Raw genomic sequence first — 24,399 nt, forward strand, 5'->3', positions numbered from 1 at the left:
CTTCCGTGGCTGAGCTCGGGTCAGGCGCGGCCGTGGAAGTCATAGCCGGCGTCGTCGATCGTCCCGGAGATCAGCGCGTCGTCGGGCTCGGCGCTGGTGTGGACCGTGACGAGACCGGTGGAGATCTCCACGTGCACCGTGTCGACGCTCTCAAGACCGCGCAGGGCCTCGGTCACGATCGCCTTGCAGTGACCGCTGTTGACGCCGGAGACCTTGTAGGTGGTGGAGAACGTGGACATGGGAACCTCCTGAGCCAGTGCGCGTGATACCCCGCCGTGGTGATACCCGGTAGGGGTATTCCGTTGATTCATTTATACCCCTGGGGGGTATCACTCGCAAGGAATGGTTCAGGCCGGCGCGGCTTCGGCCACCGGCCTCAGGTCCAGGTGCTCGCGCAGCGTCGTCCCCGTGTACGCCGTCCGGTACGCCCCGCGCTCCTGGAGCTCCGGCACGAGCAGCTCCACGATGTCGTCGAGGCCGTCCGGGATCAGGTACGGCGTGATGTTGAAGCCGTCGACCGCGCCGTGCCGGGCGAAGCGCGTGAACTTGTCGGCGAGTCCGGACGGGGTGCCGATGTGCCCGCGCTGCGGGCCCAGCTCGATCACCGTCTCCCGCAGCGACCAGCCGTTCGCCTCCGCCCTGGCCCGCCACTCGGCGACCTCGGCCCGCGGGTCGCGGAACTGCCGCGTGCCGAACTCGCCGGTGTGCTCCAGCACCACGGGGTCCTCGGTGGGCAGCGGCCCGTCGGCGTCCCGCTCCGACAGGTCCAGGTTCCACAGCCGGCTCGCGATGGCGAGCGCGGTCGCGGGGGTGACCTGTTCCAGACGGACCCAGCGGGCCTTCTCCTCGGCCTCCTTCTCCGTCGCGCCGATGATGATCTCCGTGCCCGGAAGGATGCGCAGTGCGTCCTCCGGCCGCCCGGCCGCGCGCAGCCGCCGCCGGATGTCCTCGGCGAACGCCAGCGCGTCGTCGAAGTCCTGACCGTGCGCCGAGAAGATGACGTCCGCGTTGCGCGCCCCGAAGTCCCGGCCGGCCGGCGAGTCGCCCGCCTGGAAGATCACCGGATGCCCCTGCGGGCTGCGCGGCTGCGTCGGCGTCAGCTCCACGTCGAACTGCGCGCCCTTGAGCCGTACCTGGCCGATCGCGCCCGGCACGGACCAGGTGCGGGCGTCGGCCGAGTCGGCGACCGCGCCGTCCGCCCAGCCGTCCCAGATCGACCGGGCGACGCGGAGGAACTCCTCGGCGCGTATGTAGCGGTCGTCGTGGTCGAGGAAGCCGCCGCGGCGGAAGTTGGCGCCGGTCCAGGCGTTGTCGGTGGTGACGACGTTCCAGCCGGCCCGGCCGCCGGAGAGCAGATCGAGGCTGGCGAAGCGGCGGGCCAGGTCGCCCGGCTCGTTGAAGGTCGTGTTGGACGTCGACACCAGGCCGATCCGGTGGGTGACGGCGGCGAGCGCGGACAGCTGCACGAGCGCGTCCGGCCGCCCGGCCACGTCCAGTTCGTGCACCCGGCCGTCGGTCTCGCGCAGCCGCAGCCCGTCGCCGAGGAAGAAGGCGTCGAACAGCCCGCGCTCGGCGGTCTGCGCGATCCGGCGGAAGGAGGCCGGGTCGATCTGCGAGCCGCTGTCCGGGTGCGACCAGACGGTCCAGTGGTTGACGCCCTGGAAGAACACGCCGAAGTGCAGCTGGGCGTCGGGGCGGGGGACGTCCTGGGGGTCGGTGCGCGTCATCGGTTCCCCTCCCGGGAGTTCGTGGCGGCGGTGGTGAGGGCGGCGGTGGTGGCGAAGCGGCTCTCGGGACGGGGGAGCCCCAGGTTGGTGCGGAGCGTGGCGCCGGGCAGCGGGCGCGCCGCCACCCGCCGCACGAACAGCTCGGGCAGCACGAGCCGGGAGAGGACCGACAGGTCCTCGTCCAGGACCAGCGGGTGCAGCCGCACCCCGTCGACCAGACCGCTCAGCTCCTCCAGGAGCGCGACGAGTCCGCGCGCCGGGCCGGTGTAGCGCAGCCTGCCCGGTGGCCTGCCGGGCGCGGTGTCCCAGGGCGCGTACCGCTCCAGGTCCGCGATCCGCTCCGCCGCCGGCTCGCCGGGCGTGTCCAGGGCCACCTCGATCTCGGCGAACGCGAGCGGCGCGCCCGAGGCGGCCGCCGCCTCGCCGAGCAGGGCGGGCGAGGAGCCGTCCACCAGGGCGATGTCGACGAGGGCCTGGGGCACGAGACCGGCCGGCGCGAGCACCACGAGCCGGCCCTGCGGCGGGCGGGGCACGATCGCCGGGCCCTTCACGCTGTAGGTCTCGCCCTCGAAGTCCACGTAGTGCAGCCGCTCGCCGTTCAGATAGCGGCTGCTCGCCACCGACCGGACGACGGCGTCGTCCTCCCACGAGTCCCACAGGTCGCGCACCACCCGCAGTCCGTCGACCGCCTCCCGGCGCAGCGCCGCCTCGCCCGTCACCCGGGGCCGCCCCCAGGCCCGGGCCGCCTCGGCCGTCTCCTCGACGCCCACGACCCAGCCGGCCCGGCCGACGGAGACGTGGTCGAGCGAGGCGAGCCGGCTGGAGACGTGGAACGGTTCGGCGTAGGTGGTGGCGACGACCGGAGCGACGCCGATCACGCTGGTGGACGCGGCGATGAACGCGGCCCGCTCGACGGCCCCGAGCCGCCCCGCCGGGCCGCCGGAGGCGGCGGAGCCGGGCGGCAGGATGTCGTCGTCGAGCGTGACCAGGGTGAATCCGGCGTTCTCCGCGACGGCCGCGGTCCGCGCGACCCGGCGCGGTCCGAGCAGCGCTCCTGGCGCGTGGGCGGAACGGCGCCAGGCGGCCGGATGGTCACCGTCGCCGTCGATCTCGACGGCCAGGTGCAGGGGAGGGTGAGGCATGGGGGTCCTTCCGAAGGGCTGAGGCGACAGGACGGACCGTCGCCGCACCGGCACGGAGGCACGACTCCGTCACGCCACGCCGCCATGCGGGCAGGGCGAGGCGGCGGTACGGAGGGGTGTCAGCGGGTGCGCGGCACAGGACGGCCCGGGAGCGCGGCGCGGCGAGCGGAACCAGGCAGCTCGCGCGGCGGCGGGGCGGTGATCAGCGGTGCGCGGAAGGACAGATGGCGGAGGCGGTGCGGCAGAAGTCCACATGCCGCCGGCAGCTCAGCAGGGCCCCGGCCCGCACGGCACGACGGCCACGGCGCTGCGCGGCGATCGGTGCGTGCACGGGGGCCTCCACGGGGCCGGACGTCCAAAAGGGGGAACCGCCCCAGCTTAGGCAGGGGCGGTTCCGGAATGTCAAGGGCGACCGGTGGTGAGGAGCTGGGAAGGACGGCCGCCCGGGGCTGAGTTGAGGCCCGCTCAGCCCCGGTACGGCGTGTTCGCCTCCGCCCAGTCCGCGAGCTCGCGCGCGCACTGGGCGACCGACTCGCGCCAGCTGCGGCCGGCGCCCTCCCCGGCGTCGTCGCTGACGTGCTTGACCATGCGCAGCGGCACCCCGGCGAGGGCCGCCGCCGAGGCGAGGGCGTAGCCCTCCATGTCGACCAGCGCGGCGCGGGCGGCGAGGCGCTCGCGGGACGCCTCGTCGGCGATGAAGGCGTCGCCCGTGGCGAGGACGGCCTCGCCGCCGCCGGCCAGGGTCAGCGGGGCGCCGTAGGTCTCGCCGGTGAGGGTGGCGAGGAGCTGTCCGTCGAAGTCGTGCTGGAGCACGGTGCCGATCAGATGCGTGCCGGTCCAGCCCGGGCGCAGCGCGCCCGCCGTGCCGAGGTTGACCACCTCGGAGGGCCGCGGGCCGCGGGCCAGGGCGGTCGCCAGCGCGGTGGCCGCGTTGACCTTGCCCATGCCGGTGAGCAGCACGGGCAGGTCGGTGTCGAGGTGCTGGGCCTCCTCCTTGACCGCGAGGACGAGGAGCGGGCGGCCGGTCGTGATCTCACCGATGAGTTCCATGCGTGCCACGCTACCCGGTGCCGCGCACCGGGCCGCCCGCCGGCCGCTCACACCGGGAGCAGCCGTCCGACCAGGTCGGCGAGCTGGCGGGCGTTGCGGCAGGGGCGCATGTCGACCAGGTCCGCGTAGGCGTGCGCGACGGAGTCGCCGGTGGACCAGAGCGCGGGCTGCTCCGGATTCAGCCAGTACACCCGGCGGGCCCGGTCCGCGATGCGCTTGAGGGCCGGCAGGTTCGGGTCGCTCCGGTTGGTGCGGGCGTCGCCGAGGACGAAGACGACCGTACGCGGGCCCACCGCGTCCGCGTACCGCTCGGCGAACTCGCCGAGCGCCGTCCCGTAGTCGCTCTGCCCGTGCCAGCCGGTCAGCTCCGCCTCCGCCAGGATCCGCTCACCGAGCCCCGCCGGGTCCGCGCGGCCCCGGGCCACCAGGTCCGTCACCTCGTCGACCCGGTTGACGAAGGCGAACACCCGCACCCGGCTGAACTGGTCGTGCAGCGCCTGCACGAGCAGCATCGTGAAGTGCGCGAAGCCCGCCACCGAGCCCGACACGTCGCACAGCAGCACCAGCTCGGGCCGCCCCGGGCGCCGCTGCCGCAGCACCGGCCGCATCGGCACGCCGCCGGTCGACAGCGAGCGGCGCAGGGTGCGCCGCAGATCGATCTCGCCCCGCGCGGCCCGCCGGCGGCGCGCGGCGAGCCGGGTCGCCAGGCGCCGCGCCAGCGGCCGTACCGTACGTCGCAGCTCGTCCAGCTGGGCCCGGCCGGCGAGCAGGAAGTCGATCCGGTCCGCGCTCGCCTCGACGGCGCGCCGGGCCACCCGGTCGCGGCCCTGCCGCTGCGCGACCCGGCGGCGCGCCTCGGTGCGCACCCGCTCCCGGAAGTCCTCGATGCGCCGGCGGATCTCGTCGTCGGTGAGCCGGTCGGTGAACTCCGGCCCCCTCTCCTCCTGGCGCAGCGCCGTCCGGATCCGGGCGAGCAGGGTCTCGGGGCGCAGCCGGGACAGGGTCTGGTACGAGGACCAGCCGTCCGAGCCGGGCGTGGCGCCGTAGCCGCCGAGCGTCCCGACGGCCTCGGCCGCGAGCGCGTCGAGCCCGGTGCCGTCGCCCGCGGCGAGCGCGGCGGCGAGCCGCTCCCGCAGCTCCCGGAGGGCCGCCGCGGGGTCGGCCGCCGGGTCGTCGGCCGCCGCCGGGCCGGGGTCCGTCTCGCGTCCCTCGACGAGCGGGAAGTACAGGTCGAAGACCCGGTCGAACACCGTGCGCTGTCCCTCGCCGTGCAGCAGCGTCGCCGCGAGCGCCTCCCGCATCCGTCCCCGGTCCTCGAAGCCCACCGCCGTGAGCGCGAGCCCGGCGTCGACGGTCTCGCCGGTGCCGATGGAGAAGCCGTGCGCCCGCAGGGCCCGGACGAGGCCGGTGACCCGGTCGCCCGCCCCGGCCGGCTCCCGGCCGGGCGTCACGCCGCGTCCAGGTCGAGCTTGGCCGCCGCCTTCCGGATGTCCTCCTGGTGCTTGAGGATCACGCCCAGGGTCTCGCGCACGACCTCCTCCGAGAGCGTGTCCGCGCCGAGCGCCAGCAGTGTGCGGGCCCAGTCGACGGTCTCCGCGACCGAGGGCGCCTTGCGCAGGTCCATGGCCCGCAGCGCGCCGACCACTCGGACCAGGGAGGCGGCGAGCGCCTCGTCGATGCCGGGCACCTTGCTCCGCACGATCCGGCGTTCCAGCTCCTCCTCAGGGAAGCCGATGTGCAGGAAGAGGCAGCGGCGGCGCAGGGCCTCGGAGAGCTCGCGGCTGGCGTTGGAGGTGAGCACGACGAAGGGGCGGCGGGTGGCGGTGATGGTGCCGAGCTCGGGCACGGTCACCTGGAAGTCGCTCAGGACCTCCAGGAGCAGCCCCTCGACCTCCACGTCGGCCTTGTCCGTCTCGTCGACGAGCAGCACGGTCGGCTCCGCGGAGCGGATGGCGGTGAGCAGCGGCCGGGGGAGCAGGAACTCCTCGCCGAAGATGTCCGTGCGGGTCTCGTCCCAGCTCTCGCCGCGGCCCGCGGTGATCCTCAGCAGCTGCTTGGCGTGATTCCACTCGTACAGTGCCCGGGACTCGTCGACGCCCTCGTAGCACTGCAGCCGGACGAGCCGTGCCCCGGCGACCTGCGCGACCGCCTTCGCCAGCTCGGTCTTGCCGACCCCGGCGGGCCCCTCGACGAGCAGCGGCTTGCCCAGCCGGTCGGCGAGGAAGACGGCGGTGGCGACGGCGGGCGAGGCCAGATAGCCGGTGGCGGCGAGGCGTGCGGCGACGTCGTCGACGGAGCTGAAGTACCCGGTCGTCATGGCTGTTCCCCCGGAGTGCGAGCAATGGTTACCGGCCAGTAGTCGCAGCGTAGCGTCCGGCGCGTCTCCATGCGACAGGCTTGCCCCACGGGTACGATGCCGCCGCCTGCCGAAGTCTGCCCCTGAGCCTCACGGAGGGTGAACCTTCGCTGGTCCGGAGGGTGCCGCGCGCGGCGCGGGCGGGCCGCTGATGGAATGGGGGGAGGCGGAACGGCGGTGGAGGCACGGTGTCCGAACGAGCAGGGGAGCGGTCCTTGCCGGTGGGGGAGTACGAGGCCGTCCTCGCCCGGGTCGACGCCCTGGAGCACGCCGCCGCGGAGATAGGGACGCGGCTCGACGAGGACGTCATCTGCGCCGAACTGGCCGGATTCCTCCTGCGCCGGGTCGCCGATGCGGCAGCGGTCGACCTCCGCCGCCAGGACGGCGCCCCGGCTCTTCCCGGACCCGCCGCGGTGGCCGGAAACGCCGCCTTGCTGAAGGACGCCGAAGCTCCCGGCGCCGAAACCCCCGGTGCCGAAGACCTCGACGCCGAAGTCCCCGACGCCGAGAGCGCGGGCCGCACCGTCCTCGCCGTGCCGCTGCTGGCGGCCACGGGAGAGGAGCTGGGCCGGGTGCGGGTGGCCCGGGCCGGCGGGGGCTTCTCGGGACACGACACGGCCGTTCTCGCCCATGCCGCCCGGCTCGCCGGCGTCCACCTCGGACACGCCCGCAGGCTGGCGGCCACCGAGGCCACCGCCCTGCACCTGCAGCGCGCCCTGGTCGCCGAACCCGGCCGCCCGCACCCCAACCTGGAGATCGCCGGCCGCTATCTGCCGGCCGGGCCGCGCACCCTCGTCGGCGGCGACTGGTTCGAGACCGTGCGGCTCCACTTCGGCCGCAGCCTCCTCGTCGTCGGCGACGTCATGGGCCACGGCCTGGACGCCGCCGTCGACATGAACGCCTACCGCGGCGCCCTGCGCGAGGTCGCCGCCACCGACCTGCCGCCGCACCGGGTGCTGCGCCAGCTGGACGCCGTCGTCGCCGAGGACGAGGGCCGCCGCCCCGCCACCTGTCTGCTGATCCAGGTCGACCCGGCCCGCTCCACCGCCACCTTCGCCAGTGCCGGCCATCTGCCGCCCGTCGTCTTCGCTGCCGACGGCTCCGCCGAACTCGTCGACCTCCCCGTCGGCCCGCCGCTCGGCACCGGCCTCGGCGGCTACGAGCCGGCCGTCCGCACCCTCACCCCCGCCGACACCCTGCTGCTCTTCACCGACGGCCTGGTGGAACGGCGCGGCGAGGACATCGACGTCTCCCTCGCCCGGCTCGCCGCACTGCGACTGCCGGCGGGTTCGGGCCCGGAGGCGGTCGTCCGCGAGGTGCTGCGCCGGCTCGACGCGCACACCGCCGAGGACGACGTCGCCGTGCTCGCCGCCCGGGTCCGCGAACGCCCCGTCCACTGAGGCGAGTCAACGGTTTTCGGTCAAGGCGGGATTCTTTCGGCCGGACGCTTGTGCCGGTCCGCGCGGCGCGGCAGTCTCCTCGGTATGAACACAGCCAGGCACGCCAGTGAACGCCTGATGAGCTGGCCCTCGCTGATCGCCGACCGCACGCCGTGCGGCGCCGAGCTCGGACTGCGCACCGCGACGCAGGAGATCGTGCACTTCCACGGCGAGCACGAGGCCGAGGTCCACCTCACCCGTGCCATGATCGCCCGGCTCCGGCCGGCCCTCCTCGGCTCCAGCGCGCTCCGACTGCGCGCCGGCTCCGGCTGGGTGACGGTCCGTCTGGACATGGGATCGGACATCGACCTCCTGGCGACCCTCGTCAGCGCCGCCCTCCAGGCCACCGGGGACCCGTACCCCGGTGACGACACCGCCCCCGACCACTGCACCCGCACCGGGCGCCCGTTCGCCCGCTTCTGAACCCGGACCCACCCGTTCGGCGGCACACCGGACGGGTTCGGCCGCCTCGCGGGGTACCCCACGAGGCATGCCCCCGAATTCCGGTGCGCCGCACGGCGGTCCCCTCAGCGAGAACGGCCACTGGCTCCCCCGGCTGCACGCCCGGGTCCTCACGTCACCCGTCGGGCTCGTGTGGAACCGCGGGCGCGAGATGGAGCTCATGCACCGCGCCATGGGGTTCGCCGCGCTCAGCCTGCTCACCCTCGTCCCGCTCCTCATCGTGGTCGCCGCCGCCGACCTCGCCAGCGGCCACGGCTTCGCCCGCTGGCTCATCGAGGGCCTCGGCGTCTCCGCGGTCTCCCGGGAGGAGGTCGAACGGCTCTTCGGGCAGCCGGGGGCTGCCCTGGAGCGCACCACCGCCTTCGGCCTCGCCGCGCTCGCCGCCTTCGGCGTGACCTTCGGTTCGGCCGTGCAGACCGGCTACGAACGCGTCTGGGACCTGCCCACCGCCCGCTGGCACACCATGTGGCGTCACGTCGTCTGGCTCGCCGTCCTCGTCGCCGCGCTCCTGCTGTACGTCGCCACCCCCGCCCCGGACCACGCCTCCGCCGGAGTCACCGCGCTCGTCGCCGCGGGCGACGTCGCCGGCACCTTCCTGTTCTTCTGGTGGTCGCAGCGCTTCCTGCTGTGCGGCCGCATCCGCTGGCGGGCCCTGTTCCCCGGCGCCGTCCTCACCGCGTTCGGCCTGCTCGGCCTGCGGGTCTTCTCTCAGTACGTCTTCTCCCCGCTGATCGCCTCCAACGCGGTGACGTACGGCCAGTTCGGCACCGTCCTGGTCCTGCAGTCCTGGCTCGTCGGCGTCGGCTTCGTCGTCTACGGCGGCGCGCTCGTCGGCCGCCTGGTCCACGAGCTCCTCCTGCTGCGCCGGCTCAACCGCGAGCCGCCCCGCTCCGACCAGCCCTGAGACGCACTGGTCAGGGGCGATGCCGGGCGATCACCCGATCGGGGTGATGACCGGGCTCCGGGGCCGGCCGGGGCGCCCGGACCGCTTGGATGGGTGGTGATCCATTCGCCCGCCGAGAGAGAGCCGCCCATGGCGAACACCTGGCTGCCGCCCGCCGAGTTCATCGCGACGCTGCCGAGAGCGACCGCGTACGCCTGTCTCTACTTCACCGACACCCGCGGCCGCCCGCTCCAGCTGCGCGCGACCTGGGAGCCCGGAGTCTGGCAGTGGCCCGGCGGGAACATGGACCCGGGGGAGACGCCCTGGGAAACGGCCGTCCGGGAGTGCCGGGAGGAGACGGGGCTGGTGCACGAGGGCGAACAGCGACTGCTCGCGGCCCACTTCACCACCGACCGCGGCGAGCAGTGGCCGGCGAACCACATCGGCTTCATCTTCGACGGCGGCGAGCTGACCGACGAGCAGATCGCGGCCGTGGTGCTCGACCCGACCGAGCACACCGAGTACCGGCTGCGGACCCTCGCGGAGTGGGAGACGGAGATGGACCCGCGCTCCTTCCGCCGTCTCGCCGAGGTCGACCGGGCCCGCAGGACCGGCGCCACCCTGTACCTGGAGTCCGGCTACGACTGCTGAGCCGGAGCCTTGGGAAGCCCGGGCGCGACGAGGGGCGGTGGCCGTCGCAGGACGGTCGCCGCCCCGGGGCGGGGCGCCAGCGGGCTCACCGCCCGCAGTGGCCCATCGGGTGGGCGATGTCGAGCACGAAGCGCTCGGGGGAGTGCAGTACGAAGGACGTGTAGACGGGCTTGGCGTGGAAGGCCGCTCCGACGGTGACGACGCCCTCGAAGTCACCGGTCAGGGCGATCCCCTTGAGCGCGGGCAGCTGGATCCTGACCAGCCGGGGTCCGCGGTAGACGGACTGGCCGGCGGCGTTGTGCGCGGTCGCCGGAGAGAGCCTGATCTCCAGGAAGAACGTCCCGGGGAGCGGAACCCTGTTGCCCGAGCCGTCGTAGCGCAGCACCTTCACCGGCTTGACGGTCACCGGGGGCAGCTTGCCCCGGACGTCGATGACGAGCCGGTCGAAGGCGGGGTGACCGCCCCAGCGGACGTCGACGACCTGGGCCGTGGCCGGCGGGGCCGTCGTCCGGGGCGGTGCGGTGGTGGCGCCGGCGGGGACGGTGGCCCCGATCCCGGCGGCGAGGAGGATGCCCGCGGCCGCGGCCGCGAGGCTCTGACGGTGGAGCATGACGTCCCCCGGATCTCTTCGGTGGCGGGGACAGTGGTGTCACTGGGAGAGACATACGCCACGGTCGTACGGTTCCTCCTTATATGAGAACTTCTTCCGATTCGCAGGGAAACGGGGCGGGCGTACGGGAACCGGCGCGCCGCCGCCCGTAACCTCGCCGCTCCTCGTCAGTTGACCAGGCCATGAAGAAGCGCAGCATGCTCGCCATCGCCTCCCTCGCGGCAGGCGTCGTCACCGCCCTCGTCTCCCCGCCCCCGCACGCCTCCGCCGCGGAGAGCAGCGGCCCGGTCGACGGGATCACCGGCCTGCTCCAGGAGGACCAGGGCGCCGGCGCCCTCCTGCACGGCGCCGTCGAGAAGGCCGGCGACACCGTCCAGACCCTGCACACCGGCGGCGTGCTCTGACCGCGTCCCCCGTGGTGTCCGTGCCCCGCACCGCCCTCCCGGCAGGGCCGTGCGGGGCACGTCCATGCCACCCACCACCCGTCAGGCGGTGGCCCGTGCGCGCGCAGTACCTGGGAAATGACAGGATGTCCCCATGAGCGAGAACGTTTACTTCGACATCACCATCGACAAGCAGCCGGCCGGCCGCATCGTCTTCAAGCTGTACGACGACGTCGTCCCGAAGACGGCCCGTAACTTCCGTGAGCTGTGCACCGGCCAGAACGGCTTCGGCTACGCCGGCTCCCCGTTCCACCGTGTCATCCCCGAGTTCATGCTCCAGGGTGGTGACTTCACCAACGAGAACGGCACCGGCGGCAAGAGCATCTACGGCGAGAAGTTCGCCGACGAGAACTTCCAGATCAAGCACAGCCGCCCGGGTCTGCTGTCGATGGCCAACGCGGGCCCCGGCACCAACGGCTCCCAGTTCTTCATCACGACCGTCGTGACCCCCTGGCTCGACGGCAAGCACGTCGTCTTCGGCGAGGTCGTCGAGGGCATGGACATCGTCACGAAGATCGAGTCCTACGGCACCCCGTCCGGCCGCACCAAGGCCGACATCCGCGTCGCCGCCTCCGGCACCGTCTGAGACTGAGGTTCCCGACAGCCCGGCCCCGCGCCGGGCGTCGACCACCCGCCCCCGTGCCGCATCCGGTCCGGGGGCGGTCGCCTGTCCGTCAGCGAAGGGCCCGGGCCAGCGCCCTGGCGAAGCCGTCCGGGTTGTCGATCATCATGTTGTGGCCGGCTGCCGGGACCACGAGCACGGGTATGCCCTCGGCCGCCACCTTCTCGGCATCGGCGTCCGGCAGACTCGCCTCGCCCACCAGGAACGCCCGGGGCCGCGGCAGTGCCGCGAACAGCTCGCCCGCCGCCGGCACCGAACCCTCCACCAGCGCCACGGCGCTGCGGTGCACGGCCAGCGGATCCGCCAGCCGCAGCCGCGCCGCGTAGTCCGCCCGCCGCTGCGCCGCCAGCATCGCCGCGAAGCCCTCGCGCACGAAGGCGTCCTCCCCCTGCGCGGCGACGGGGGAGGAGAACATCCCCCCGCCCGCGTACAGATTCGGCTCGGCCACCACCAGCCGGTCCACCAGATCCGGCCGCGCCGCGGCGAGATGGATCGCGACGGCCCCGCCCATCGAGTGCCCCACCAGCTCCACGCCGGTCAGGCCCTCGTGGTCGAGGATCCGGGCCACGACCGCCGCCTGCGACTCCATCCGGTAGTCGAAACCGGCCGGCCGGTCGCTCAGCCCGAAGCCCAGCAGATCGACCAGGAGCGAACGCCGCCCGGCCAGCTCCGGATGCACCGCGACGTGCGCGAAGTCGGAGGCGGCCGTGCAGCCGAGGCCGTGCACGAACACCCGTGCCGGCCCCTCGCCGCCGCCCGGCAGATCGAGCCACCGCACGTGCGCCCGCGTCTCCGTCAGATACAGCTCCCGCATGGCCCTGCCTCCCGCACTCTCCCCGTAGGACCGGCTCCCCACCGGCACCGACCACCCTACGAGGCACCACTGACAACGCCCGGGGAACCGGCTCGGACCTCAGGCGAACGCGGCCGCGTTCCGCTCCGCCCACGCCGCGAACGGCCGCCCGGCGCGCCCGAGCACCCGGGCCACGTCCGGGCTCACCCGCCGCTCCTCGGCGCTCGGCTCGCCCAGCACCGACAGCATCCCGTCGACGGCCGGCTCCGGTAGGAACCGCACCAGATGGGCGCGCGCCTCCGTGCGGGTCTGCGCCACGAACCGCACCGGCGCGTCCACGGCCAGGGCCAGCGCCGCCGCCTGCTCGCGCGGGCTCACCGCCGCCGGGCCGGTCAGCACGTACGTCCGTCCGTGGTGCCCGTCCTCGCGGAGCGCGGCGGCGGCCACGTCAGCGATGTCCGCCGGGTCGACGACCGGCAGCGCGGTCTCGGCGAAGGGCGCGGCGACGGTCCGGGCGGCGCGCCCCGACTCGGACCAGAGGAAGGCGTTGGAGGCGAAACCGGACGGCCGCAGCACCGTCCACTCCACACCGGAGTCCCGTACCGCCGCCTCGAACGCCCGCAGCGGGGCGTGCGACGGCGAGTCGGGGCGGGTGCCGGCGAGCTGAGAGGACTGCAGGACGATCCGGCGCACCCCGGCCGCCACGGCGGCGCCGACGATCGCCCGCGGGTCCAGCTCCGCACCGACCCCGGCGACCAGCAGATACACCGCGTCGGCGCCCGCGAAGGCGACGGCCGGTCCCTCCGGCCGGGCGAGGTCGGCGGCCCGGTGCCGCACGCCCGCGGGCAGCGGCTCCGCGCCCGCCCGGCGGCTCACCGCCGTCACGTCCTCTCCGGCCCCGGCGAGAGCCGCCACGAGCAGACGTCCGACGTTCCCGGTCGCTCCGGTGACCACGATCATGATGTGTTCCTTCCAAGAAGTCATCAGGAAGCGACCCGGCGGGGCGGAACCGCCCCGCCGTGGTCACGACACTCATCCTGGAAGGTGAACTGGCCATCTCCTGGCCACTTTCCGCGGCTGTTCGGAAGCGGCGGGCTCAGTCGTCGCTCTTGCCGTAGCGGCCCTCGAACTTCGCGATCCGTCCCTGGGCGTCCACGGTCCGCGCCTTGCCCGTGTAGAACGGATGGCTCTCCGACGAGATCTCCACGTCCACCACCGGGTACGTGTTGCCGTCGTCCCAGTCGATGGTCTGGTCGCTCGTCGCCGTGGACCGGGTCAGAAAAGCGAACCCGGCCGACTTGTCGCGGAACACCACGGCCCGGTACTCCGGCTGCTTGTCCTGCTGCACATCTCCTCCTCGGACGCCCTGCCAGCGATCCCCCGGTGCTGCCCAGCCTCCCCGCGCACCGCCCGCACGACCACGCCGCCCACCCGACCGGGTGACGGCGGCTGCCCCGCACCCGGCCGCCACCGCGCCCGCGAGGCCGCTGTGCCACGGCACGACGAGCCGGGCGGCGCGGCCATTCCCGTGTCGACGACGGCGCGTTAGGGTCGGGCAGGGGAACGAAGGGGGAATCCCATGACCGCACTCCTCACACTGTTCGGCGTCCTCGCGGCCAGTGCCGGGCTGCTCATCGCCGTCCTGCTGCGCAGGCGCGGCGGCTCCACCGAGAACGCCGAGGGGCTCGTCCTGGAGCGGGCCCGCCGGGAACAGGCGCATCGGGACCGGATGAACTCCTCGTCCGTCAACGTGCGGTCCGGCGTGCCGACGACCGACAACCACCACCTGTCCTGACCGGTTCGCCGTCCGGCCGCGTCCGGCCCGCCGTCACGCGCGCTGCCTTCGGGGGCCCCAGCGTGCCGCCAGCAGCAGCGCGATGTCGTCCGGCCGGTCCGGGGCCTGGCGGGCCTCGCGCATCAGGCGGTCGGCGGTCTCGGTGAGGGCGGCCGTGCCGGTGGCGGCGAAGCTGCGGCGCAGCCGTTCGATGCCCTCGTCGATGTCGCTGCCCGGTCGCTCGACCAGGCCGTCCGTGAACAGCGCGAGGACCTCGCCCGGCGCGAGCCGCAGCCGGGTCACCGGATACGTGGCGGTGCCGTCGACGCCGAGGACCACGCCGCCCGCGAGGTCCACCACCTCCGAGGTGCCGTCCGACCGGCGCAGCAGCGGCTGCGGATGTCCGGCGCGGGCCGCCTCCGCCGCGCCGGTCGCCGGGTCGAGGGCGACGTAGCAGCAGCTCGCGAACTGGCCCGGGTCCAGGTCGATGAGGAGCCGGTTGGTTCCGCGCACCACGTCCTCGGGCGGGTGCCCGCCGAGCGCGAACGCCCGTACCGCGCTGCGCAGCTGACCCATCGTGGCCGCCGCGGCCACCCCGTGGCCCTGGACGTCGCCGATCACCAGGGCCAGCCGGCCGTCGTCCGTCTCGATCACGTCGTACCAGTCGCCGCCCACGTCCATGCCCTGGGTGCCCGGCAGATAGCGGCCGACGGTGTCCACGCCCTCGTACACCGGCAGCCGGTGCGGGAGCAGCGCGTCCTGCAGGCCGCGGGCGAGCGCGGACTCGGAGTCGTAGCGCTGCGCCCGCTCCAGGGCCTGGGCGATCAGGCCCGCGAGGGCGGTGAGGACGGTGCGCTCCTCTGCGGTGAAGCCGCGCGGCTGGTCGAAGCCGAGGATGCAGGTGCCCACCGGCCGGCCCGAGGCGATCAGCGGCAGGAACGCCCGGGCGCCCGTGTTCGCGTCGAGCGGCATGTCCGGATAGGCCGCGCCGAGCTGCTCCATCGACTCGAAGAACAGCGGCCGGCCGGTCGTCAGCGTCTCCACGCCGGGCACGTGGGCGTCCAGGCCGACGCCGTCGAAGGGCTCCAGGAAGCCCGGCGGGAAGCCGGTCTCCCAGGCCAGGTAGAGGTGCCGTTCGCTGAGCAGGTAGATGGCCAGCTGCCGGCCGCCGAAGGCCGGCAGCAGCTCGTCGGTGACCACCGCGGACACCTGGCGGGCGGTCACCGCCTCGGAGAGCGCGATGGCCAGCGCCACCGGGCGGTACAGCGCCGCCGCCCGGCTCTCCGGCGAGGACACCCCGTCGCCCTCGCCGATCGGCGTGATCCGCAGCGGCTTGGCGGGGTCGCTCTCCGGCTCCATGACGAGCGTGACCCCGTCCTGGCCCGGATAGAGCGAGAGGGACAGCCACTCGCCGCGCCCCGGGTGGGCCAGGAAGTGGATCGGCTGGTCCGACAGCAGCGCGCCGCGCAGCTGCTCCTCGTGGTACGGATGCGCGAACCACGGCAGGGCCTCCCACAGCGGGAGGCCCGCCAGCGCCCCGCGCGGCCGCCCGAGCAGCGCCTCGGTGCGCTCGTTGACGTAGGTGATCCGGCCGAGCCGGTCGATGGCGAGGATCGCCCGTGGCAGCCGGTCGGTGGCGTCCGAGCCGACGAGCCCGCTGCCGAGGTCGACGAGCGAGCCGGTCAGCACGTTCCCGTCCGTGCGCGCGGTGATCTCCAGGAGGTGCAGTCCGCCGTCCGGGCCCTTCAGGCGGATCCGGCGCGCGGCCGGACCGCCCGACTCGGCCGCCTGCCGGGCCAGCGCCCACAGGGCGTACGCGTCCTCCGGTACGAGCCGGCCGGTCAGCGCCTCGACGGTCCACGGGAGCGGGGTGGGTTCCCCGAGGATCTCCCGCAGTCCGGAGTCCGCGGTGACGGCGCCGGTGGCCAGGTTCCAGTCGAAGTAGCCGATCCGCACCGGCGGCCCGATGGGGGCCGGCAGCTGTACGGAGACGGGTTCGCCCGGCCACTCCACCCGCGTCCCGTGCCGGGCCAGGCCGCTCAGGGTGGTTCCGAGCCGCCGCGCCTCCTGCAGCATCCGGGTCCGGTCCCGGGCGTCGACCGGCACTCCGGGCGTCGGGGCGCGCAGGATGACGAGGACGCCGAAGCGCTCGCGGCCGCCGATGACGGGCGTGTAGAGGGAGGCGAAGGGGAACGGCAGGCTCGCCACGAGCTGCGGGAACAGCCGCATGGCCTCCTCGACGTCCCCCAGGTGGACGGGCTGCCCCGAGCGGTGGGCCTCCGCCACCGGGAACGGGCGGTTGACGTGCATCCGCCACCACGGACGGAACAGCGGACCCGGCAGCCCCGCGAGCACCGCGAGACGCAGCAGCCCCGGCGTCCCCGACTGCAGATAGACCCCGCCCGCATAGCCGCCGGCCGCCTCGACCGCCCGCAGCACCGACTCCGCGAGCACCACCGTCAAGGCGTCCGCCGCGGACCCGTCGGCACCACCGTCCCGGGGCGGCGGCCCGGGCCCGGCCGACGGGGCGGGGCCTGCCGCGCCGTACGAGGTCACACAGCCAGGATGCGCCCGCCCGGAAGCCCCACGCATCCGGAACCGGCGCCCCCCGAACCACCCTCAGGGGGCATTGACCGCGGCCACGGGCGGTCGGAAGACTCGAGGGCTCCAACGGATCTCACGACCAGGGGGCACGATGACGGGCCGGGTTCTTCCTTACGACGTGGAGGGCAGCGGTCCGCACCGCGTCCTCGTCCTGCACAACTGGTTCGGCGACCGCACGAGCTTCGCGCCGCTGCGCGAGCACCTCGACGGCTCCGCCGCGAGCTACGCCTTCCTGGACTGCCGCGGTTACGGGGAGGCGATCGACGCCGACGGCGCGTACACCATGGAGGAGGTCGCGGCCGACGCGCTCGCCGTCGCCGACGACCTCGGCTGGGACACCTTCTCCGTCGTCGGCCACTCGATGGGCGGCAAGGCGGCCCAGCTGATGCTGCTCGACGCGCCCGAGCGGGTGCGCTCGGTCATCGGGATCTCCCCGGTCTCGGCGGCGGGCTTCCCGCTCGACCCGGACACCTGGGAGCTGTTCGCCGGCGCCGCCGAGAACCACGGCAACCGCCGGGCCATCATCGACAACACCACCGGCGGCCGCTACGACGACGCCTGGCTCGCCGCCCTGGTGGACCGCTCGGTGACCCGCTCCTCCGCCATCGCCTTCCGCGCCTACCTGGACTCCTGGTCCCGCACCGACTTCCACGAGCGCGTCCGCGACAACCCGGCCCCCGTCCTCCTCGTCGTCGGCGCCCACGACCCGGCCCTCGGCGCGGCCGCCATGGAGGCCACCTGGCTGCGCTGGTACCCCAACGCCCGCCTCACGGTCCTCCCGGACGCGGGCCACTACGCCCCGGAGGAGACCCCGAAGGCACTGGCGGACGCGATCGAGGGCTTCCTGGCCGGCTGATGCGCGTGTCACGCGCGCGCTCGGACCGGTGATCGCAAAAGGTGAAATCCGGCCGAAGTTACCTGTCGGTTTCTCGTGACTTCCCAAGAACCCGCCAGTAGAACATGTTCCCATTCACTCCAGAGTGAGGAACATCACGTGAGTGACAGATCCTATTCGGCCTCGGCATCCAGAGGCCTGACACGTCGTCGGTTCGTCACGGGAACAGGTTCTCTTCTGGGCGGTCTCGCGCTCGCCGGCCACGCCGGCCCGGCGAGCGCGGACACCCCCGTCGCCCCCACGCCCGCCGGGCTCTGCGCGCCCATTCCGGACGGCGCGCGGGTGCCCGCGCTCGTCGTCGGGACCGGGTACGGCGGCTCCGTCGCCGCGCTCAGGCTCGCGCAGGCCGGGGTGGACGTGCACATGGTCGAGATGGGGATGGCCTGGGACACCGCCGGGTCCGACGGGAAGATCTTCGCCAACACCACCCGGCCCGACTACCGCTCGTTCTGGCTGCGCACCCGCACCAAGCAGCCGATCAGCCAGTTCCTCGGCTATCCGCTCGACAAGGACGTGCCCCTCTACACCGGCATCCTCGACGCCGAGGACTTCGCCGGCATCACCGTCTACCAGGGGCGGGGCGTCGGCGGCGGATCGCTCGTCAACGGCGGCATGGCCGTCACCCCGCGCCAGGAGGTGTTCCCGAGCCTGCTGCCGACCGTGGACCCCGCCGAGATGTACGGGGTCTACTACCCGCGCGCCAACGCGGGTCTCGGCGTCAGCTCCGTCGACCGCACCTGGTGGGAGAACGCCGACTGCTACCAGTACGCGCGGGTGGGCCGCAAGCACGCCGAGCGCTCCGGGTTCCCGTTCGTCTTCGTGCCCAACGTCTACGACTGGGACTACATGAAGCAGGAGGCGACCGGGGCCGTACCGAAGTCCGCGCTGGACGCCGAGGTCATCTACGGCAACAACCACGGCAAGAAGAGTCTGCAGAAGACCTATCTGGCGCGGTGCGCCGACACCGGCCGGGTCGCCGTCTCGCCCCTGCACAGGGTCACCGGCGTCACCCCGGCGGCCGGCGGCGGCTACACCGTCACCATCGACCGCCTCGACACCACCGGGACCGTCGTCGAGACCAAGAGGGTCACCGCAGGCCGGGTGTTCTTCGCCGCCGGCAGCGTCGGCACCAGCAAGCTGCTCACGCGGCTGAAGGCCACCGGCGCGCTGCCCGCGCTCAACGACCGGGTCGGCAAGAACTGGGGCGACAACGGCAACGTCATGTGCGGCCGGGCCAACCACATGTGGGACCCCACCGGCACGCTCCAGTCCTCCATGCCCACCGCCGGCATCGACAACTGGGACCGCGGCGGCGCCTTCGCCGAGGTCGCCCCGCTGCCCACCGGCATCGAGACCTACGCCTCCTTCTACCTCTCCATCACCCGCACCCCGCACCGCGCCGAGTTCAGCTGGAACCCGGCCACCGGGCGCGTCGACCTCGGCTGGGACCGGGCCTGGAAGCAGACGTCCATCGACGCGGCGAAGACCATCTTCGACACCATCAACGCCAAGGAGGGAACGATCTACCGGACCGACCTCTTCGGCGCCTACAAGATCTGGGGCGACCATCTCACGTACCACCCGCTCGGCGGCGCCGTCCTCGGCGAGGCCACCGACAACTACGGCCGGCTGTACGGGTACGACGGGCTGTACGTCATCGACGGTGCCCTCATTCCGGGCAGTACCAGCGTCAACCCGTTCGTCACCATCACGGCGCTCGCCGAACGCAACATCGAGAAGATCATCGCCACCGACCTGTGAGGGCCGGGCGCGCCCGGGGGGACGACGAGGGGGCCGGCCGGGAGATCCCGGCCGGCCCCTTCCCGCAGGACCGCCCACGGCCCCGCGGCGCGAATCAGTGCGTCGGCAGCACGCACACCGTGTCGAGCCCGAGCACCCGGTTGAGCCGGCCGAACGCCAGCCACGAGCCCAGGCTCATCGTCAGCTCCACGATCTCCACCTGGCTGTACGCGGCCGTCATCCGCGCCCAGAACTCCTCGTCCAGGTGGTGGTGGTCGAGCGCGTAGCGTTCCGCGTACTCCGCGGCGAGACGGGTCCGTTCGTCGAAGGCGTCCGTCGTCCGCCACTGCAGGACCGCGTCCGCGAACGCCTCCTCGACCTTCTCGCCGTCCCGGTCCGTGCGCCAGTCCAGACAGAAGCGGCAGCCGTTGATCTGCGCGATCCGCAGCCGCGCCGCCTCGAACTCGCGCAGCCCGAGGGTCGTATGGGCGTACACGGACAGCGAGAAGTTCGCCGCCGCCATCCCGATCCCGGGCACCATGTCGCCCCACACGTACCCGATCGGCTCCTGCCCCTCGGGAATGTCGATGATCACCGCGGTCTCCTTCCGAGCTTCCCCACCGCCGGGCGCAAGGGCACGTCCAGCGCGTCGTACAGTCCCGGCTCCGCGTCCACCAGCCAGTCGACGGCCCCGACGAGCCGGCCCACCGCGGTCGCGTTCCCGCCCGCGGACCGGTTCTCGCCCTCGTCCGACGCCTCGACCGTGACCTCGATCCGCGGCCGGCCCTCCACGATCACCCGGTGCGCGCCCGAACCGTCCGGCGGCGCCGGCCAGTCGGGCGCGCACTCCGGATGGATCCGGGTCACGTGCTCGATCACCAGGCGGGGCTCGCCGTCGACAATGCCCTGCACCTCGAAGCGCACCGCGCCCTGGGTGCCCGCCGCGAACTCGCCCATCGTCCGCGTCCGCACGGTCGCCGCGAGCGGCCGGCGCTGGAGCGTCTCGCGGATCTCGTCGAGCTCGACGCCGAGCGCCCGGGCCATCAGCCGCAGCTGACCGCCCCACACCATGGTCGGCACCGAGGGCAGCAGCATCGGCGGCTCGTACTCCATCGGCTGCCCCATGCCGACCAAATAGCGGACCGACTCCTCCTGCTCGTACGTCGAGTAGTCGAAGATCTCCTGGCAGCGGATGGCCTCCACGGTGCTGCCGAGGCCGCTGACGAGGAGCGGCAGCACGTCGTTGCCCCAGCCCGGGTCCACGCCCGAGGCGAACAGCGAACCGCCGCCTTCCCCGACCGCCGCCAGGACCGGCTCGCGGAACTCGGGCGGCGCGCCGCGGTGGTCGTACAGCGGATACAGCGCGGGCGTCACCACGACGGCCCCGGCCCGCACCGCCCGTACGACGTCGGCCAGCGCGTCGTCGGGGCGCAGGTCGCCGGACGCCGCGTACACCACGGCCCGCGGGCCGCGCGCCAGGACGGCGGCCACGTCGTCCTCGGCGGCGACCCCGAGCCGGCGCCCGAGCCCGGCCAGCTCGCCCGCGTCCCGGCCGACCTTGGCGGGGTTCGCGACGAGGACGGCCGACAGTTCGAGCGCCGGATGGGCGTCGACGGCCCGGATGGCCGCGCGCCCGACGTTCCCGGTTCCCCACACCACGGTCGGAATCATGCGCGGAGGGTAGCGCCGGGGAGGTGAGGTTCCCAGAGGCGTGACCGCACTGATCTGACGGAGTGTCAGTACGGGCTCGCGTCCGGGTCCGGGTCCGCCGTCGCGTCACGGTGGCCCTGCGTATCCCCGTGGGTCCTCCCGCCCGAGGCGGTCGAGGGCGGCCGCGGCCCGCTCGTCCGGTGGCGCCCCGTCGTCGGGCAGCCGCCAGACGAACTGCGATACGGGACCATCCGCTCCGGGCGCGCCCGTCTCCCTGAACCACACCGCCGTCGTGTCCGGGTCCCGGTAGTCCGCGCCCGCCCAGTGGAACCGCGCGTCCCAGCGCGCGAGCAGCTCCGGGCGCTTGCGCAGCGCCGCGTCGAGCAGCCGCCCGGTCGTCCGGGCGGGCCACGACCAGCGCTCGTCGCCGGCTGCGCGGGCGAGTTCGGCGTCGTAGGCGGCGGCGTCGAAGCGGTACGCGGGCAGCACCGGCGCCGGCGCGCCGGACGGGAGCCGGGCGGGGCGCCGCCAGTCGCGCCACACCACCGTCCCGCCCTCGCGGACGACCGTCACGTACAGCGCGCCGCAGCAGCCCTCCGTGCACCAGGCCTCCGCGAGCTGCACCTCACGCGGCTCCTCGGTGGCGCGCAGCGCGCCGGTGTCGAGGAAGTCCTCCGGGGGATGGCCCGCGCCCCGCCCGAAGACCTCGGGCACCAGCGGGCGGCCGTCGATCAGGAACCGGGTCTCAACCCGCTCCGTGAGATCGGCGGGATCGCGCGAGAGCACCTCGATCCGGAGCCGGCCGGGAGGCCCGGGCGCCCGGAAGACGCGGTCGGAGGTGTAGGTCAGCCAGGCCGCGCGGCGCCGCACGGCGGGCGGCGCGTCCGCGGCGGGCGCCGCGAAGAGGCCGGCCCAGGCGGGGGAGCCGAGCAGCGCGCCGAGTGCGTCGAGGAGCTGTTCGCGCTGCCCGTCCCGCCACGGCAGCAGATGTGTCGGACCGCTGTGCAGGTCCACGGCGAGCGAGAGGAGCACGGCGGCATGCTCGACGGTCGGCGGGAGCACCGAGGCACGCCGGACCAGGGCCTCGCACGCCGCCGCGGCCCCGTCGTAGTGGAGGATCTCGGCCTCGTAGTCCTGCTGGCTCGCCATCCGGACGAGCAGCCGGGCGGCCTGGGCGAGGAGACGGGGGTCCACGGGGTCGCGGGCGAGGAGCCCGGCGAGGCCGGTGGCCTCGGCGACGCGACGGGCCGGCGCGGGCCCGATGCTCCGGGCGGCCAGGGGCTGCCGGATCAGCAGCTCGCGGATGTCGGGCACCGGGTCGGACAGCAGCGCGTCCACCAGCGGGCGCAGTTCGGCCTCCCGGATCCGGCTGTCCAGCCAGCGCAGCGCGGCGGTCCGCGGATCCAGCCGTTCCAGGGCAGTCACCGCCAGGCGGGAGAGCCGGCGCAGCCGGGAGAGCGCCACGATACTCGGCACGTCCTCGGGCTCGCCGAGCCGCCGCAGGAGCGCCAGGCCGAGACTCACCGGCCGGCGTGTCGTGCCCGTGCGGACCAGGCGGCGGCCGATCGCACGGGCCGCGGCCTCGTCGTCGAGCGGCATCGACAAGGCGACGGACACCACATGGCCGGTGAGGACGGGGAGTTCGGCGAGCCGGCGGTGCAGCTCGTCGAGTGCTTCGGGGGTGTCGGGCCCGGCGAGGAGCGGGCCGAGGGAGGCCCGTACGGCAGCGGCGGCCTCCGGGCCGCGCAGTCCCGGCCCCTCGGGTCCGGGCGGCTCGTCGGGCAGGGCGTCGCTCGTGCCGCGGAGGGCGTAGGCGTACAGGGAGGGCCGGGAGGTGAGCGCCGTGCGCTCTTCCTGGGCGCTCACCAGGCGGAGGTGTACTCGATTCCGTTGATCATGCCCCGATGGTGCCGCACCCCGGGCGATCGGTCCAGCGGATTTTCCTCTACGCGTCCGGGGCCGCCGCCGCGGCCTCGTCGAGGCGCAGCGTCACGAACGGCACCGTGTCGCCCGGCAGGAGATACCGCTCGGTCTCCACGAAGCCGCGGGCCAGCGCGAACCGCAGCCCCTCCGTGTTGCTCGCGAGCACCACCGTCTCCACGCCCGCGTCGCTCAGCGTCCGGGCGTGCGCCAGGCCCCGCTCGTACAGCGCCGTCCCGTACCCCCGGCGCCGGTACTCCGGCAGGATCCGGGAGATGACCGTGGCGGCCGACGTCTCCTCGTCCGGCGGGCGGACGGTGGAGCAGCCGACCGGGACGCCGTCCACGTAGGCGACGTCCAGACGGTTGCGGCCCGCGCGCTCGCGCACGTCGGCCTCGGAGAGCGGCGCGGTCGGGATGATGGCGTTGTGGATCAGCCGCCAGTCGGCGAGCGGCGCGGGCGTGGCCGCGGGGCCGGCCGGGTCGACGGAGGTGATGCGCAGGTCGGTCATGGGGCGAGGTAACCCGGGCGCGTGGCACTCCGTCAACTTCTTTGAGCAGGTCGCCCGGACGGGTGAGGGCGTAGGGGCGGGGCGACAGGCCCGCGTACGGACCGGGTACGCATGACCGCATTGTCCCCGCCACGGAGGTCGCCGACCCATGCCCGTCCGCATGCCCGTCCGCACTGCAGGCGCCACGGTGCTCACCTGCGCCCTGACCGCGGCCCTGGCGCTGACCGGCTGCACCGCCGCGCAGCGGCCGCCGGCCGCCCCGCCCGCCGCGGCCCCGGCGAAGCCGCCCCCGGTCGCGCGACCCGAAGTCGCCGGCCGGGCGCCCGCCGTCGCCCTCGCGGGACCCGAAGCCGCCGGCCGCGCACCCGCCCGGGCGCCCGCCGGCGCCCCCGCGCGCATTCCCGGCATCGGCCCGCGCACCCAGGCCCGGATCCCCTCCGCCACCCGCCAGGTCCTCGTGGTGCGCGGCGAAAAGGCCGACGGCAACGTCGCCACCGCCGTCCTCTACGACCGGGACCCGGCCGGCCGATGGCACCGGGCGGCCGGGCCCTGGACCGGCCACAACGCCCTGGACGGCTGGACCGACGACCACGTCGCGGGCGATCTGCGCTCGCCGACCGGAGTCTTCCGGCTCGGCGACGCCGGCGGCCGGCTCCCCGACCCAGGCTCCCGCCTCCCGTACGACCAGGACGACGAGTTCGCCGTGTCGGGCACCGGCTTCCTCGGCGAGGACCTGGAAGGGTCCTTCGACTACGTCGTCGCCATCGACTACAACCGCGTCTCCGGCACCACGCCGCTCGACAAGGAGCGTCCGCTCGGCCCGGAGAAGGGCGGTGGCGTCTGGATCCACGTCGACCACGGCGGCCCCACCCAGGCGTGCGTCTCGCTGCCCCGCGAGAACATGGAGGCGCTGCTGCGCGCCCTCGACCCGGCGCGCGAGCCGGTCGTGGTCATGGGCCCGGCGCCGGTCATCGCCGGCTGAGTCCCGCCGGCCCGTCCGTCACCGGGGCGGGCCGGCGGGCCGCCCCGGCGAACGGGACGCGAGCACCAGGGCGGGACGGTGGGCCGCCCCCCAGTCAACGTGACCTGGGCCCGCGCCCGCGCCCGCGCCGGCGCCGATCCGCCAC

General features: G+C 74.4%; 25 protein-coding genes. 10 read left to right on the forward strand and 15 right to left on the reverse strand.

Translation table 11 applies throughout. The features are described 5' to 3' along the window. Positions 1-20: 20 nt before the first annotated feature. From ACFYU9_RS03860 to ACFYU9_RS03885, 6 genes are all read right to left on the reverse strand, one after another. Complete coding sequence (locus ACFYU9_RS03860; RefSeq protein WP_389215055.1) at positions 21-239, reverse strand: heavy-metal-associated domain-containing protein; 219 nt, start codon at positions 237-239, stop codon at positions 21-23. Positions 240-347: 108 nt separating this feature from the next. Beyond that, on the reverse strand, positions 348-1,727 hold the full coding sequence (locus ACFYU9_RS03865) for an NtaA/DmoA family FMN-dependent monooxygenase (RefSeq protein WP_389342075.1): 1,380 nt from the start codon (positions 1,725-1,727) through the stop codon (positions 348-350). Next, positions 1,724-2,869, reverse strand: coding sequence for an LLM class flavin-dependent oxidoreductase (locus tag ACFYU9_RS03870; RefSeq protein WP_389342077.1), 1,146 nt, complete (start codon positions 2,867-2,869; stop codon positions 1,724-1,726). Before ACFYU9_RS03870 ends, ACFYU9_RS03865 begins: the two co-directional genes overlap by 4 nt. Before the next feature lie 465 nt (positions 2,870-3,334). Then, positions 3,335-3,919 (reverse strand): nucleosidase, encoded by a 585-nt coding sequence (locus tag ACFYU9_RS03875; protein WP_389215044.1) that lies wholly within the window; start codon positions 3,917-3,919, stop codon positions 3,335-3,337. A 47-nt stretch (positions 3,920-3,966) separates the two neighbouring features. Continuing rightward, positions 3,967-5,370 carry a VWA domain-containing protein gene (locus ACFYU9_RS03880; RefSeq protein ID WP_389342080.1) on the reverse strand — a complete coding sequence of 468 codons (1,404 nt, stop codon included), beginning with the start codon at positions 5,368-5,370 and terminating at the stop codon, positions 3,967-3,969. Then, positions 5,367-6,236, reverse strand: a complete 870-nt coding sequence (locus ACFYU9_RS03885; protein ID WP_389342083.1) for an AAA family ATPase — start codon at positions 6,234-6,236, stop codon at positions 5,367-5,369. The genes ACFYU9_RS03880 and ACFYU9_RS03885 overlap by 4 nt, the downstream gene beginning before the upstream one ends. A gap of 260 nt (positions 6,237-6,496) precedes the next feature. On the opposite strand from ACFYU9_RS03885, the gene ACFYU9_RS03890 reads away from it, so the two are divergent. The 4 genes from ACFYU9_RS03890 (at position 6,497) to ACFYU9_RS03905 (ending at position 9,710) form a co-directional block, all read left to right on the forward strand. After that, positions 6,497-7,675 (forward strand): PP2C family protein-serine/threonine phosphatase, encoded by a 1,179-nt coding sequence (locus ACFYU9_RS03890; protein ID WP_389342980.1) that lies wholly within the window; start codon positions 6,497-6,499, stop codon positions 7,673-7,675. 84 nt (positions 7,676-7,759) lie between these two features. Then, the gene (locus tag ACFYU9_RS03895) at positions 7,760-8,137 is read left to right on the forward strand and encodes a luciferase family protein (protein WP_389215035.1); all 378 of its coding nucleotides are present in this window, start codon (positions 7,760-7,762) and stop codon (positions 8,135-8,137) included. A gap of 67 nt (positions 8,138-8,204) precedes the next feature. Continuing rightward, positions 8,205-9,080: a YhjD/YihY/BrkB family envelope integrity protein gene (locus tag ACFYU9_RS03900; RefSeq protein ID WP_389215032.1), complete on the forward strand. Its 876-nt coding sequence runs from the start codon at positions 8,205-8,207 to the stop codon at positions 9,078-9,080. Positions 9,081-9,209: 129 nt separating this feature from the next. Continuing rightward, entirely contained in the window at positions 9,210-9,710 is a 501-nt protein-coding gene (locus ACFYU9_RS03905; protein ID WP_389342086.1) for an NUDIX domain-containing protein, read from the forward strand. An 85-nt stretch (positions 9,711-9,795) separates the two neighbouring features. Here the strand turns inward: ACFYU9_RS03905 and ACFYU9_RS03910 are convergent, their stop codons facing one another. Next, positions 9,796-10,320 (reverse strand): hypothetical protein, encoded by a 525-nt coding sequence (locus tag ACFYU9_RS03910; RefSeq protein WP_389215028.1) that lies wholly within the window; start codon positions 10,318-10,320, stop codon positions 9,796-9,798. A gap of 182 nt (positions 10,321-10,502) precedes the next feature. On the opposite strand from ACFYU9_RS03910, the gene ACFYU9_RS03915 reads away from it, so the two are divergent. Together ACFYU9_RS03915 and ACFYU9_RS03920 are read left to right on the forward strand one after the other, a co-directional pair. After that, positions 10,503-10,724, forward strand: a complete 222-nt coding sequence (locus ACFYU9_RS03915; RefSeq protein ID WP_389215026.1) for a hypothetical protein — start codon at positions 10,503-10,505, stop codon at positions 10,722-10,724. 133 nt (positions 10,725-10,857) lie between these two features. Continuing rightward, entirely contained in the window at positions 10,858-11,349 is a 492-nt protein-coding gene (locus ACFYU9_RS03920) for a peptidylprolyl isomerase (protein ID WP_389215023.1), read from the forward strand. Between the two features lie 88 nt (positions 11,350-11,437). Here the strand turns inward: ACFYU9_RS03920 and ACFYU9_RS03925 are convergent, their stop codons facing one another. The 3 genes from ACFYU9_RS03925 to ACFYU9_RS03935 form a co-directional block, all read right to left on the reverse strand. Further along, positions 11,438-12,199 (reverse strand): alpha/beta fold hydrolase, encoded by a 762-nt coding sequence (locus ACFYU9_RS03925; RefSeq protein WP_389215020.1) that lies wholly within the window; start codon positions 12,197-12,199, stop codon positions 11,438-11,440. A gap of 99 nt (positions 12,200-12,298) precedes the next feature. Further along, entirely contained in the window at positions 12,299-13,138 is an 840-nt protein-coding gene (locus tag ACFYU9_RS03930) for an SDR family oxidoreductase (RefSeq protein WP_389342089.1), read from the reverse strand. Between the two features lie 136 nt (positions 13,139-13,274). Further along, positions 13,275-13,526, reverse strand: a complete 252-nt coding sequence (locus tag ACFYU9_RS03935; protein ID WP_389215014.1) for a type B 50S ribosomal protein L31 — start codon at positions 13,524-13,526, stop codon at positions 13,275-13,277. A 231-nt stretch (positions 13,527-13,757) separates the two neighbouring features. On the opposite strand from ACFYU9_RS03935, the gene ACFYU9_RS03940 reads away from it, so the two are divergent. Beyond that, entirely contained in the window at positions 13,758-13,973 is a 216-nt protein-coding gene (locus tag ACFYU9_RS03940) for a hypothetical protein (protein ID WP_389342092.1), read from the forward strand. Positions 13,974-14,006: 33 nt separating this feature from the next. Here ACFYU9_RS03940 and ACFYU9_RS03945 read toward each other — a convergent pair whose 3' ends face one another. Next, the gene (locus ACFYU9_RS03945) at positions 14,007-16,508 is read right to left on the reverse strand and encodes a SpoIIE family protein phosphatase (protein WP_389342095.1); all 2,502 of its coding nucleotides are present in this window, start codon (positions 16,506-16,508) and stop codon (positions 14,007-14,009) included. 139 nt (positions 16,509-16,647) lie between these two features. On the opposite strand from ACFYU9_RS03945, the gene ACFYU9_RS03950 reads away from it, so the two are divergent. Together ACFYU9_RS03950 and ACFYU9_RS03955 are read left to right on the forward strand one after the other, a co-directional pair. Then, positions 16,648-17,412, forward strand: a complete 765-nt coding sequence (locus ACFYU9_RS03950) for an alpha/beta fold hydrolase (protein ID WP_389215006.1) — start codon at positions 16,648-16,650, stop codon at positions 17,410-17,412. A 138-nt stretch (positions 17,413-17,550) separates the two neighbouring features. Then, positions 17,551-19,212 (forward strand): GMC oxidoreductase, encoded by a 1,662-nt coding sequence (locus ACFYU9_RS03955; protein WP_389342098.1) that lies wholly within the window; start codon positions 17,551-17,553, stop codon positions 19,210-19,212. Between the two features lie 94 nt (positions 19,213-19,306). Here the strand turns inward: ACFYU9_RS03955 and ACFYU9_RS03960 are convergent, their stop codons facing one another. The 4 genes from ACFYU9_RS03960 to ACFYU9_RS03975 form a co-directional block, all read right to left on the reverse strand. Beyond that, positions 19,307-19,786 (reverse strand): carboxymuconolactone decarboxylase family protein, encoded by a 480-nt coding sequence (locus ACFYU9_RS03960; protein WP_389215000.1) that lies wholly within the window; start codon positions 19,784-19,786, stop codon positions 19,307-19,309. Continuing rightward, positions 19,783-20,862, reverse strand: a complete 1,080-nt coding sequence (locus ACFYU9_RS03965) for a dihydrodipicolinate reductase (protein WP_389342101.1) — start codon at positions 20,860-20,862, stop codon at positions 19,783-19,785. The genes ACFYU9_RS03960 and ACFYU9_RS03965 overlap by 4 nt, the downstream gene beginning before the upstream one ends. A 105-nt stretch (positions 20,863-20,967) precedes the next feature. Next, positions 20,968-22,707, reverse strand: a complete 1,740-nt coding sequence (locus ACFYU9_RS03970) for a hypothetical protein (RefSeq protein WP_389342104.1) — start codon at positions 22,705-22,707, stop codon at positions 20,968-20,970. Between the two features lie 79 nt (positions 22,708-22,786). After that, positions 22,787-23,272, reverse strand: coding sequence for a GNAT family N-acetyltransferase (locus ACFYU9_RS03975; RefSeq protein WP_389342107.1), 486 nt, complete (start codon positions 23,270-23,272; stop codon positions 22,787-22,789). A gap of 160 nt (positions 23,273-23,432) precedes the next feature. Between ACFYU9_RS03975 and ACFYU9_RS03980 the strand changes: the two genes are divergently transcribed. After that, on the forward strand, positions 23,433-24,254 hold the full coding sequence (locus tag ACFYU9_RS03980; protein ID WP_389342110.1) for a hypothetical protein: 822 nt from the start codon (positions 23,433-23,435) through the stop codon (positions 24,252-24,254). Positions 24,255-24,399 lie beyond the last annotated feature (145 nt).

It is taken from the genome of Streptomyces sp. NPDC004327, from assembly GCF_042873935.1.
GTDB lineage: Bacteria > Actinomycetota > Actinomycetes > Streptomycetales > Streptomycetaceae > Streptomyces.

Excerpts from the sequence above, each read along its gene's own strand:
- ACFYU9_RS03930 (WP_389342089.1), bottom strand. The coding sequence starts at position 13,138 with ATGATCGTGGTCACCGGAGCGACCGGGAACGTCGGACGTCTGCTCGTG.
- ACFYU9_RS03860 (WP_389215055.1), bottom strand. The coding sequence starts at position 239 with ATGTCCACGTTCTCCACCACCTACAAGGTCTCCGGCGTCAACAGCGGT.
- ACFYU9_RS03950 (WP_389215006.1), top strand. The coding sequence starts at position 16,648 with ATGACGGGCCGGGTTCTTCCTTACGACGTGGAGGGCAGCGGTCCGCAC.
- ACFYU9_RS03925 (WP_389215020.1), bottom strand. The coding sequence starts at position 12,199 with ATGCGGGAGCTGTATCTGACGGAGACGCGGGCGCACGTGCGGTGGCTC.
- ACFYU9_RS03980 (WP_389342110.1), top strand. The coding sequence starts at position 23,433 with ATGCCCGTCCGCACTGCAGGCGCCACGGTGCTCACCTGCGCCCTGACC.
- ACFYU9_RS03865 (WP_389342075.1), bottom strand. The coding sequence starts at position 1,727 with ATGACGCGCACCGACCCCCAGGACGTCCCCCGCCCCGACGCCCAGCTG.
- ACFYU9_RS03885 (WP_389342083.1), bottom strand. The coding sequence starts at position 6,236 with ATGACGACCGGGTACTTCAGCTCCGTCGACGACGTCGCCGCACGCCTC.
- ACFYU9_RS03965 (WP_389342101.1), bottom strand. The coding sequence starts at position 20,862 with ATGATTCCGACCGTGGTGTGGGGAACCGGGAACGTCGGGCGCGCGGCC.
- ACFYU9_RS03900 (WP_389215032.1), top strand. The coding sequence starts at position 8,205 with ATGCCCCCGAATTCCGGTGCGCCGCACGGCGGTCCCCTCAGCGAGAAC.
- ACFYU9_RS03940 (WP_389342092.1), top strand. The coding sequence starts at position 13,758 with ATGACCGCACTCCTCACACTGTTCGGCGTCCTCGCGGCCAGTGCCGGG.
- ACFYU9_RS03920 (WP_389215023.1), top strand. The coding sequence starts at position 10,858 with ATGAGCGAGAACGTTTACTTCGACATCACCATCGACAAGCAGCCGGCC.
- ACFYU9_RS03915 (WP_389215026.1), top strand. The coding sequence starts at position 10,503 with ATGAAGAAGCGCAGCATGCTCGCCATCGCCTCCCTCGCGGCAGGCGTC.
- ACFYU9_RS03875 (WP_389215044.1), bottom strand. The coding sequence starts at position 3,919 with ATGGAACTCATCGGTGAGATCACGACCGGCCGCCCGCTCCTCGTCCTC.
- ACFYU9_RS03895 (WP_389215035.1), top strand. The coding sequence starts at position 7,760 with ATGAACACAGCCAGGCACGCCAGTGAACGCCTGATGAGCTGGCCCTCG.
- ACFYU9_RS03870 (WP_389342077.1), bottom strand. The coding sequence starts at position 2,869 with ATGCCTCACCCTCCCCTGCACCTGGCCGTCGAGATCGACGGCGACGGT.
- ACFYU9_RS03910 (WP_389215028.1), bottom strand. The coding sequence starts at position 10,320 with ATGCTCCACCGTCAGAGCCTCGCGGCCGCGGCCGCGGGCATCCTCCTC.
- ACFYU9_RS03975 (WP_389342107.1), bottom strand. The coding sequence starts at position 23,272 with ATGACCGACCTGCGCATCACCTCCGTCGACCCGGCCGGCCCCGCGGCC.
- ACFYU9_RS03905 (WP_389342086.1), top strand. The coding sequence starts at position 9,210 with ATGGCGAACACCTGGCTGCCGCCCGCCGAGTTCATCGCGACGCTGCCG.